We start from the raw sequence: 9,394 nt of genomic DNA on the forward strand, positions 1-9,394 counted from the left end.
GCCCGGCCCCCGCCGGTTCCGGTGCCGGCCCCGCCGGCCCGGTGCCGCCGTCATCCGGTCACAGGTTGCCGCGGCGTTCCTGCTCCCGCTCGATCGCCTCGAAGAGGGCCTTGAAGTTGCCCTTGCCGAAGCCCATGGAGCCGTGCCGCTCGATGATCTCGAAGAACACGGTCGGCCGGTCCTGGACCGGCTTGGTGAAGATCTGCAGCAGGTAGCCGTCCTCGTCCCGGTCGACCAGGATCTTCAGCTCGCGCAGCGTCTCGACCGGCACCCGGGTCTCGCCGGCCCACTCACCGAGGGTGTCGTAGTACGAGTCCGGGGTGTCCAGGAAGCTCACGCCGGCCGCGCGCATCTGGCGGACCGTGTGCACGATGTCGTTGCTGTTGAGCGCGATGTGCTGGACGCCGGCGCCGCCGTAGAACTCGAGGTACTCGTCGATCTGGGACTTCTTCTTGGCGACGGCGGGCTCGTTGATCGGGAACTTGACCTTCAGGGTGCCGTCGGCCACCACCTTCGACATCAGCGCGCTGTACTCGGTGGCGATGTCGTCGCCCACGAACTCCTTCATGTTCGTGAAGCCCATGACCTTGTTGTAGAACGCGACCCACTCGTTCATCCGGCCGAGTTCGACGTTGCCGACGCAGTGGTCGATGGCCTGGAAGGAGCGCCGGGCGGGCGGTTCCACGATCGGGTCGGCGGCGACGAAGCCGGGCAGGTAGGGCCCGTCGTAGCCGGTGCGCTCGACGAGGGTGTGCCGGGTCTCGCCGTACGTGGCGATCGCGGCGAGGACGACGGTGCCGTGCTCGTCCTTCAGCTCGTACGGTTCGGCGAGCGGGCGGGCCCCGTGCTCGACGGCGTAGGCGAACGCGGCGCGCGCGTCCGGGACCTCGAGGGCGAGGTCGACGACGCCGTCGCCGTGGGCGGCCACGTGCTCGGCGAGGAAGGCGCCCTGCTCGGTGGACTGCTTGATCACCGAGGTGAGGACGAAGCGGGCGGAGCCGCTCTCCAGGACGTAGCTCGCGGTCTCGCGGATGCCGTTCTCCGGTCCGGAGTAGGCGACCAGCTTCATGCCGAAGGCGGTGGAGTAGTAGTGCGCCGCCTGCTTGGCGTTGCCCACGGCGAAGACGACCGCGTCCATTCCCTTGACCGGGAAGGGATCGGCCTGCCGGGCGGTCGGGTCGGGAGCGTGGTGTGTGGTCTGCGTCATGGGTGCAGGGTGAGCCAGCTCTGCAAGGTGCGCAATAGTTCGCTCGTCCACTGGGCATGCTGTCCAGCGACCTGCCGTGATCGGCGGACTTTCTGTACAGGATGACCAGACGAACGGGCGGCCGAGCAGCCGGACCGCCGGGCGACCGGATGGCCGGGCGACCGGGTGGCCGGGCGACCGGGTGGCCGGGCGACCGGGTGGCCGGGCGACCAGAAGCGGAGACCTCCATGGCGATCGACCGGCTGGACGGCCGGATCATCCTGCTCCTCGCGCGCGAGCCCCGGATCGGGGTGCTGGAGATGTCCCGGCGGCTGGGGGTGGCGCGGGGAACGGCGCAGGCGCGGCTGGACCGCCTTCAGTCGAACGGAGTCATCCGCGGCTTCGGCCCCCAGGTGGATCCGGCGGCCCTCGGCTACCCGGTCACGGCGTTCGCGACGCTGGAGATCCGGCAGGGTCAAGGGGCCGATGTCCGGGCGCACTTGGCGACCGTTCCGGAGGTCCTGGAGCTGCACACCACGACCGGCAGCGGGGACATGCTGTGCCGGCTGGTGGCCCGCTCCAACGCCGATCTCCAACGGGTGATCGACCGGGTCGTCGGTTTTGATGGCATCGTCCGGGCCGCCACGGCGATCGTGATGGAGAACCCCGTTCCGCTGCGGATCATCCCGCTGGTGGAGCAGGCCGCGCTCCTCGAACCGCCGGGCGGGGACCCGGACGGACCGGACTGAGCCGGTCCGGGCCGGGGCCGCCGGACGGACCCGGCGCCGGACCGACCGGGCGGGCGTGGCCGAGCTGGGGTGAGCGGACGTGAACTTCTGGGAGTACCTGGGCAGCCGCCACCAGCACCTGCTCGCCGACGCGTACCAGCACGCGAGCGTGGTCTTCCAGTGCACGGTGGCGGCGACCGTGATCGGCGTGCTGATCGGGGCGGCGGCCTGCCGCAGCGACCGGGCGGGCGCCCTGGCCACGACCGCTGCCTCCACCCTGCTGACCGTCCCGTCGCTGGCCGTGATCGGCCTGCTGGTCCCGGTCGTGGGGCTCGGGGCGGCGCCGACGGCGATCGCGCTGACGCTGTACGGACTGCTGCCGATCGCGCGGAACGCGGTCGTCGGGCTGCGCGGGCTCGATCCCGCGCTGGTGGACGCGGCCGCCGGCACCGGCATGTCGCGGGCGGCCCGGCTGGCCCGGGTGGAGCTGCCGCTGGCCTGGCCGCCGATCCTCACCGGGATCCGGGTCTCCACACGGATGCTGATGGGCATCGCCGCCGTCGCCGCGTGCGCCTCCGGCCCCGGTCTCGGTCACCTGATCTTCCGCGGGATCGCCTCGCCGGACAGCGGCGACGCCCTCAACCAGGTGCTCGCGGGCACCCTCCTGATCGCCCTCCTCGCGCTGCTGTTCGACGCCGGGTACGTCCTGATCGGGCGGCTCACCGTCTCCGGGGGGACGCGTGCCTGAGTCACCCGCCCGGCGGCGCACGCCCGGCGCGCGGCACACGCCCGGGACGATGACCGCCGCACCCGGGTCCCCGGTCGCGGGCGCCCCCCGCGTGACGTGGCGGAAGCTGACGCTCCTGCCCGGGGCGCTGACCGTCCTCCTGTCCGCGACCTGGCTGTGGTTCACGCGGGCCGACCTGGACGCGCCGTCCCGGAGCGCGCTCTCCGACGGGCAGGTGACCGAGGCACTGGGGCAGCACGTCGAACTGACTGTGATCTCGACGTTCTTCGTGCTGCTCATCGCGATCCCCCTGGGCGTCCTGCTGACCCGGCCGGCGCTGCGCGGGGCCTCCCCGGCCGTGTCGGCGTTCACCCTCGCGGGCCGGGCGACGCCCGCGATCGGCCTGCTGGCGCTGCCGGTGATCTGGCTGGGCGCCGGCCGCCGGGCCGTCCTCGTCGGCATGATCGCCTACGCCGTGCTGCCGGTGCTCTCCCACACCGTCGCGGGCCTGCGGGCCGACGACCCGACGCCGCTGGAGGCGGCCCCCGGCACCGGCATGCCCCCACTGGGCGTGCCGGCCCGTGGGGAACCGCTCCTGGCCGTCCCGCTCCTCCTCGCCGGGGTGCGCACGGCCCTGGTCCTGAACGTCGGCACCGCCACCCTGGCCGCCTTCGGCGGGGGCGGCGGCCTGGGCGTCCTGATCACCGCCGGGATCACCGGCCGGCGCACGCCGGTGCTGGTGCTGGGGGCGGTCCTCACCGTCGCCCTGGCCCTGCTGGTGGCCTGGCTGGCCTCGCTGGCCGAACTGCTGTTACGCCCGCGGGGGCCGGGGGCGGGCCCGTGACGAGGCGGCGCGGACCCTGAACGCGCGGGTGGACGTGGCCGGCGAGGACCCCCGCCGGGCGGCGCTGGACCGGACGGCGGACGAGGGGCCGGTCGAGGAGGGGTCCGGTCGAGGAGGGGTGAGGCGGTGCGGCGTGCGGGGCGGCCGGGTCAGCAGCTGGGGACCTTACCCGCGTCCTTCTCCAGGGCGACCAGGGCGTCGACGGTGCCCTCGAGGGTGGTGACCGGGATCAGGCGCAGCCCGTCGGGGAGTTCCGCCCGCGCCTCGGCGCACTCGGCCTCGGGGACCAGGAAGACGGTGGCGCCGTCCCGCCGGGCGGCCTGCGTCTTCAGCGGCACCCCGCCCACGGCGCCGACCCTGCCCTCGGCGTCGATCGTCCCCGTACCCGCGATGATCCGGCCGCCGGTGAGGTCGCCGCCGCTGTCGTCGCCGTTCAGCTTGTCGACGATGCCGAGGGAGAAGAGCAGGCCGGCGCTGGGGCCGCCGACGTCGGCGAGCTTCAGGTCGACCTCGATGCCCTTGCCGTCCAGGTCCAGGTAACCCAGCGCGGCGCTGGTCGCCTCCTCCTGCGAGGAGCGCATCTGCTCCTCGTTGTACCGCGCGATCTCCTCGAGGTTGTCCCCGGTGGGGTAGACCGAGTCGCGGGGCATGACCGCCCGGTCGGTGCCGAACCAGGCGCCGACGACGTCCGGGAGGCTCACCCGGGTGTCGGGGGAGGTCGCCTCGATCGTCGTCATCCGCAGCTGGCCGGTGGTCTCGCGGGTCTTCGCGCCGGAGACGGTGATGACCTGCGTGCCCTTGTTCTCGCCGAGCACGTCGGCCGTCAGCCCCGGCTGCGCCACCGAGAACGGCAGCGGCGCGAACACGGCCGTGGCCAGCAGGGCGACGGCGGGTACGGCGCAGACGGCCAGGGCCTGGGGGCGCGTGAGGCGAGAGAGCACGGGATCAATCTAACGCGGCGTCCCGGCCCCGCCCCGGCCGCCCGGGGCCGCTCGTCAGCGCAGCGCCTCCGCGACCTCGCGGGCCGCGTCCATGACGCGGGGGCCGACCCGTTCGGGGACCACGTCGGCCAGCATCACCACGCCGACGCTGCCCTCGACCCCGGTGACCCCGATCAGGGGCGCCGCCGCTCCGGACGCGCCGGCCTCCAGTTCGCCGTGGGTGAGGGTGTATCCGGGGTCGCGCGGCCGCTGCCGGGCCGCGATGATCGCCCGGCCGGCGGCGCCCCGTTCCAGCGGGTGCCGGAACCCGGCGCGGTAGGCCACGTGGTAGTCCGTCCACGAGGGTTCCACCACGGCGACGGCGAGTGCCTCGGCCCCGTCCACCAGCGTCAGGTGCGCGGTCGCGCCGATGTCCTCCGCCAGCGACCGCAGGGCCGGCATCGCGGCCTCGCGTACGAGCGGGTGCACCTGGCGGCCCAGCCGCAGCACCCCGAGCCCGACCCGGGCCCGGCCGCCGAGGTCGCGGCGTATGAGCGCGTGCTGTTCCAGGGTGGCCAGCAACCGGTACACGACGGTGCGGTTCACGCCCAGGCGGTGGGAAAGCTCGGTGACGGTCAGACCGTGGTCCGTGTCGGCCAGCAGTTTGAGGACCCGCAGTCCCCGGTCGAGCGTCTGAGAGGTCTCCGCGGTCACGACGCCCACTCCTTCGGGGTCAGGTCGGCGGCCCCCTGCGCGTACGTCACCGAGTCCCGTCGGCGACGCGCTCCAGAGGCCGCCGATCGGCCGGCGGCCCGGCTGTGTCCCGGGCGCGGTCGCTTCACGGCTGCGCTCCGCGGCGGCGCTGCCACGGGGCGTGTGCGTAGCGGGACAGTAGCGAGCCGGTCCGGTCAGCGGAAGGCTCCGTCCAGAATCCGGGCATCGATGACCGTGAAGTGGCACCTTTTGACGCGGTATGCGTGGACCGTGGAGGGAATTCACCGCATGCGGGTGGCCCACTCCTGCACCTTGGCGATCCGCTGGCGCAACTGTCCCGGGGTGGCCTCGGCGGCGGGCGGCCCGCCGCAGACGCGGCGCAGCTCGGTGTGGATGACGCCGTGCGGTTTGCCGCTCTGGTGGACGTAGGCGCCGACCATGTTGTTGAGCTGCCGGCGCAGTTCCATCATCTCCTTGTGGGAGACCACGGGGCGCCGCTCGGCGGGCAGTTCGAGCAGGTCGGCCTCGGTGTCCGGCTTCTTGCGGCTGTGCGCGATCTGCCGGGCCTGCCGCTTCTGCAGCAGCAGTTCCACCTGGTCGGGTTCGAGGAGCCCCGGGATGCCCAGGTAGTCCTGCTCCTCCTCGCTGCCGGGGTGGGCCTGCATGCCGAAGTCGGCGCCGTTGTAGGTGACCCGGTCGAAGACGGCGTCGGACTGCAGCGCCTCGAAGGGCAGCATGTCCTCGCCGGTGTCCTCGTCCTCCTGCCGGTTCGCCTCGTCCATCTCCTGCTCGGACTCGGCGTACGGGTCCTCCTCGCCCTCCTTCTTGGGCCGGTCGAGGACGTGGTCGCGTTCGCGCTCCATCTCGTTGGCGAAGGTGAGCAGGTCGGGCACGGTCGGCAGGAACACGGAGGCGGTCTCGCCGCGCCGCCTCGACCGCACGAAGCGGCCGACGGCCTGCGCGAAGAACAGCGGGGTGGAGATGGTGGTCGCGTACACGCCGACGGCCAGGCGCGGGACGTCGACGCCCTCGGACACCATGCGGACGGCGACCATCCACCGGTCGTCGCTGCTGCTGAACTCGTCGATCCGCTTCGAGGCGCCGGTGTCGTCGGACAGGACGACGGTGGGCTTGCTGCCGGTGATCTCGCGGATCAGCTTGGCGTAGGCGCGGGCGGAGTCCTGGTCGGCGGCGATGACCAGGGCCCCGGCGTCCGGGACGGACTTCCTGACCTCGGTGAGCCGCTGGTCGGCGGCGCGCAGCACGGACGGCATCCACTCGCCGCGCGGGTCGAGGGCGGTGCGCCAGGCCTGGCTGATCGCGTCCTTGGTCATGGGCTCGCCGAGGCGGGCCTCGATCTCGTCGCCCGCCTTGGTGCGCCAGCGCATGTTGCCGCTGTAGGAGAGGAAGATGACGGGCCGGACGACGTTGTCGCGCAGCGCGGAACCGTAGCCGTAGGTGTAGTCGGCGGCCGACCGGCGGATGCCGTCGTCGCCTTCCTCGTACGCCACGAACGGGATGGGGTTGGTGTCGGACCGGAACGGCGTACCGGTCAGCGCCAGCCTGCGGGTGGCCGGCTCGAACGCCTCCAGGCAGGCCTCGCCCCAGGACTTGCTGTCACCGGCGTGGTGGATCTCGTCGAGGATGACGAGGGTCTTGCGCTGCTCGGACCGGTTGCGGTGCAGCATGGGGCGCACGCCGACACCGGCGTAGGTGACGGCGACCCCGTGGTAGTCCTTGCCGACCGGGCCCGCGCTGTACTCGGGGTCCAGCTTGATCCCGATCCGGGCGGCGGCCTCGGCCCACTGCTTCTTCAGGTGCTCGGTGGGCGCGACGACGGTCACCTGCTGCACGACGTGGTGGTGCAGCAGCCAGGAGGCCAGCGTCAGCGCGAAGGTCGTCTTGCCGGCGCCGGGGGTGGCGACCGCCAGGAAGTCGCGCGGCTGCGTCTGGAGGTACTTCTCCATCGCCCCCTGCTGCCAGGCCCGGAGCTTGCCGGCGGTGCCCCAGGGGGCACGGCCGGGGAAGGCCGGGGACAGGTGGTGCGAGGCGGAAGCGGCGGCGGTAGTCACGGTCTCCGTTGGGGGACGGGGGCGGATGCGGGCGGCTCGGCCGTGCCGGGAACCCGGCCGCGGGGCGGCCGGCCGCACCCGGCGTACGGCAACCGGGCCACCCTATCCGCGCCCCGCTCCGGAGGGTGCCCGGGCCGGGCGGAGGCACTCGGGGGTGGGACCGACGTCACAGTCAACGCGCGAAACGCGGCAACCGGGACGCGATCTTGGGGACGTCCAGCTCCCCCTGGCAGACGTCCAGCACGAATCTCTCCGCCTCGTCCACATCGAATTCCGCATCGAGCGGGTGTCCGTTCATATGGAGAAACACCCAGGTCGCGTACCAGGCGAGGCGCTTGTTCCCGTCGACGAGTGCGTGGTTGCGGGCCAGGGATTCCATCAGTGCGGCGGCCTTCTGCCAGACGTCCGGGTAGGCGTCCTGACCGAACACGCTCGACTGCGGACGTGCCAGCGCCGAATCCAGCAGACCGTAGTCGCGCACCGCGTCCTCCCCGAGCCGCTTCGCGAGGTTCAGCAGCTCGGGCAGCGTGAGGAAGTGCGTCAAGCGAGCCTCCGGTTCAGCTCCGCGCTGGCCTTCAGCACGTGATCGGCGGCCTCGTTGAACAGACGTGAATGCTCGTTTATGGCCGCGATCACCGCATCGTGCGCGAAGGCCTGCATGCTGCGTCCTTCAGCAGCGGCGCGGTCGCGCAGGGCATCGAGCTCTTCCTCGGTGAAACGCACGTTCAGTCCGGACATACTTCCAACGGTACCGCTTGGTACCACTTGGTGTCATCGGGATTCCACCCGCAGCCGCCTCGTCACCCACACCCCCGCCAGGGCCACCGCCGCCATCGGCAGGAACACGGCGACGAAGGCGGCCGGGTGGGAGGCGGAGGCCGCCGTGGCCCCGTGGGCGACCGTGCCGCCGCCGAGGGCCGCGAAGGCCGCTCCCCCGGCGGCCAGCAGGAGGACGTTGGAGAGGCCGTCGGAGATCTGGAGGGCGGCGGAGTTGGTGCCCGCCTCCTCGGGGGCGGAGAGCTGGAGCAGCAGGACGCTGGTGGAGGAGATCACCAGGCCCATCCCGAGGCAGCCGAACGCCCAGGCGACGGCCAGGGTCCAGGCGGGGACGGCCTGGATCAGCACGCTCGGGGCCGCCGCGATGGCCACGGCCACCAGGAGCATCCCGAGGGTGACCAGCCGCTCCCGGTACGGTTCCAGGCGGAGCCGCGACTGCAGCCAGGAGCCCAGCGCCCAGGTGACGCCGCCCGCCGCGAGGGAGAACCCGGCGAGGGTCGGGCTGAGGCCGCGCTGGGTGACCAGCATCAGCGGGACGAAGGACTCGGCGGCGATGAAGGACCCGGCGGCGACGCCGCGCAGCAGCACCACCGAGGGCAGGCCGCGCGCCGCCCGCCAGGTGCCGTGCGGGAGCAGGCCGAGGACCGCGGGGACCAGCAGCGCCAGGCCCGCCGCGCCGGGCAGCAGGGAGAACCAGCGCAGGTCCTGGGCGGCGTACTGGAGCAGTCCGGCGCCGAAGGAGATCGCGAGGGCGAGGCGGATGCGGCGGCCGCCGGAGGGGGCCGGCGCCCCGGTGCCGTCGCCGGCCGGGCCGGACGCCCGGCGGCGGATCTGCGGGAGGGCGAGGGCGAGGGGGAACGTGACGAGGACCGGGATGCCGAGGAAGACCCACCGCCAGCCGAGGTGCTCGGTCACCGCTCCGGAGGCGAGCGGGCCGACGATCGAGGGCACCACCCAGCTCGCCGCGAACGCGGCCATGATCGCCGGACGCAGCCGCTCCGGGTAGGCCCGGCCGACGACGACGTACAGCGCGACGATCACCATCCCGCCGCCGAGGCCCTGCACGGCCCGGCCCAGGATGAACAGCCACATCGTGTTCGCCGTCCCGCCCAGCAGCAGTCCCGCGGCGAAGGCGGCGATGCCGGTGGTGAGCGGTGCGAGCGGCCCGCGCCGGTCCGACCACTGGCCGGAGAGCACCATCGCGAACAGGCTGGTCGTGAAGAACGCCGAGAACGCGAACGCGTACAGCGGCACCCCGTCCAGCTCGCGCGCCGCGACCGGCATGGCCGTGCCCACCGCCGTCGCCTCGAAGGCGATCAGCAGCACCACGGAGACGATGCCGATGCTCAGCGCCCGGTAGGGGCCGCTCAGCACGCCGTCGTCCCGCTCGCCGCCGGGGGCGGGGGGCGGGACGACGGCGTGCTGA

The 9,394-nt window shown here is 73.2% G+C and carries 10 protein-coding genes; 3 read left to right on the forward strand and 7 right to left on the reverse strand.

Features of this window, described 5'->3' with window-relative positions:
- Nucleotides 1-58: 58 nt before the first annotated feature.
- Nucleotides 59-1,207: a 4-hydroxyphenylpyruvate dioxygenase gene (gene hppD, locus AOK18_RS15825; RefSeq protein WP_055694776.1), complete on the reverse strand. Its 1,149-nt coding sequence runs from the start codon at nt 1,205-1,207 to the stop codon at nt 59-61.
- 227 nt (nt 1,208-1,434) lie between these two features.
- Between hppD and AOK18_RS15830 the strand changes: the two genes are divergently transcribed.
- From AOK18_RS15830 to AOK18_RS15840, 3 genes are all read left to right on the forward strand, one after another.
- Nucleotides 1,435-1,935: an Lrp/AsnC family transcriptional regulator gene (locus AOK18_RS15830; RefSeq protein WP_055572607.1), complete on the forward strand. Its 501-nt coding sequence runs from the start codon at nt 1,435-1,437 to the stop codon at nt 1,933-1,935.
- Between the two features lie 79 nt (nt 1,936-2,014).
- Entirely contained in the window at nt 2,015-2,662 is a 648-nt protein-coding gene (locus AOK18_RS15835) for an ABC transporter permease (RefSeq protein WP_055694777.1), read from the forward strand.
- 49 nt (nt 2,663-2,711) lie between these two features.
- Nucleotides 2,712-3,485 carry an ABC transporter permease gene (locus tag AOK18_RS15840; protein WP_240503197.1) on the forward strand — a complete coding sequence of 258 codons (774 nt, stop codon included), beginning with the start codon at nt 2,712-2,714 and terminating at the stop codon, nt 3,483-3,485.
- 149 nt (nt 3,486-3,634) lie between these two features.
- On the opposite strand, the gene AOK18_RS15845 is transcribed toward AOK18_RS15840, so the two are convergent.
- From AOK18_RS15845 to AOK18_RS15870, 6 genes are all read right to left on the reverse strand, one after another.
- The gene (locus AOK18_RS15845) at nt 3,635-4,426 is read right to left on the reverse strand and encodes a S16 family serine protease (RefSeq protein WP_055694779.1); all 792 of its coding nucleotides are present in this window, start codon (nt 4,424-4,426) and stop codon (nt 3,635-3,637) included.
- Between the two features lie 54 nt (nt 4,427-4,480).
- A complete protein-coding gene (locus AOK18_RS15850; RefSeq protein WP_055572609.1) occupies nt 4,481-5,119 on the reverse strand; it encodes an IclR family transcriptional regulator in 639 nt (212 codons plus the stop codon).
- Between the two features lie 281 nt (nt 5,120-5,400).
- Nucleotides 5,401-7,191 (reverse strand): DEAD/DEAH box helicase, encoded by a 1,791-nt coding sequence (locus AOK18_RS15855; protein ID WP_055572603.1) that lies wholly within the window; start codon nt 7,189-7,191, stop codon nt 5,401-5,403.
- Nucleotides 7,192-7,363: 172 nt separating this feature from the next.
- Nucleotides 7,364-7,735 carry a type II toxin-antitoxin system death-on-curing family toxin gene (locus tag AOK18_RS15860; protein ID WP_055572602.1) on the reverse strand — a complete coding sequence of 124 codons (372 nt, stop codon included), beginning with the start codon at nt 7,733-7,735 and terminating at the stop codon, nt 7,364-7,366.
- A complete protein-coding gene (locus AOK18_RS15865; RefSeq protein ID WP_055572601.1) occupies nt 7,732-7,929 on the reverse strand; it encodes a hypothetical protein in 198 nt (65 codons plus the stop codon). Before AOK18_RS15865 ends, AOK18_RS15860 begins: the two co-directional genes overlap by 4 nt.
- Nucleotides 7,930-7,962: 33 nt before the next feature.
- The gene (locus AOK18_RS15870) at nt 7,963-9,342 is read right to left on the reverse strand and encodes an MFS transporter (RefSeq protein ID WP_079105034.1); all 1,380 of its coding nucleotides are present in this window, start codon (nt 9,340-9,342) and stop codon (nt 7,963-7,965) included.
- Nucleotides 9,343-9,394 lie beyond the last annotated feature (52 nt).

Source organism: Streptomyces prasinopilosus (assembly GCF_001419695.1).
GTDB classification, from domain to species: Bacteria; Actinomycetota; Actinomycetes; order Streptomycetales; family Streptomycetaceae; genus Streptomyces; species Streptomyces prasinopilosus.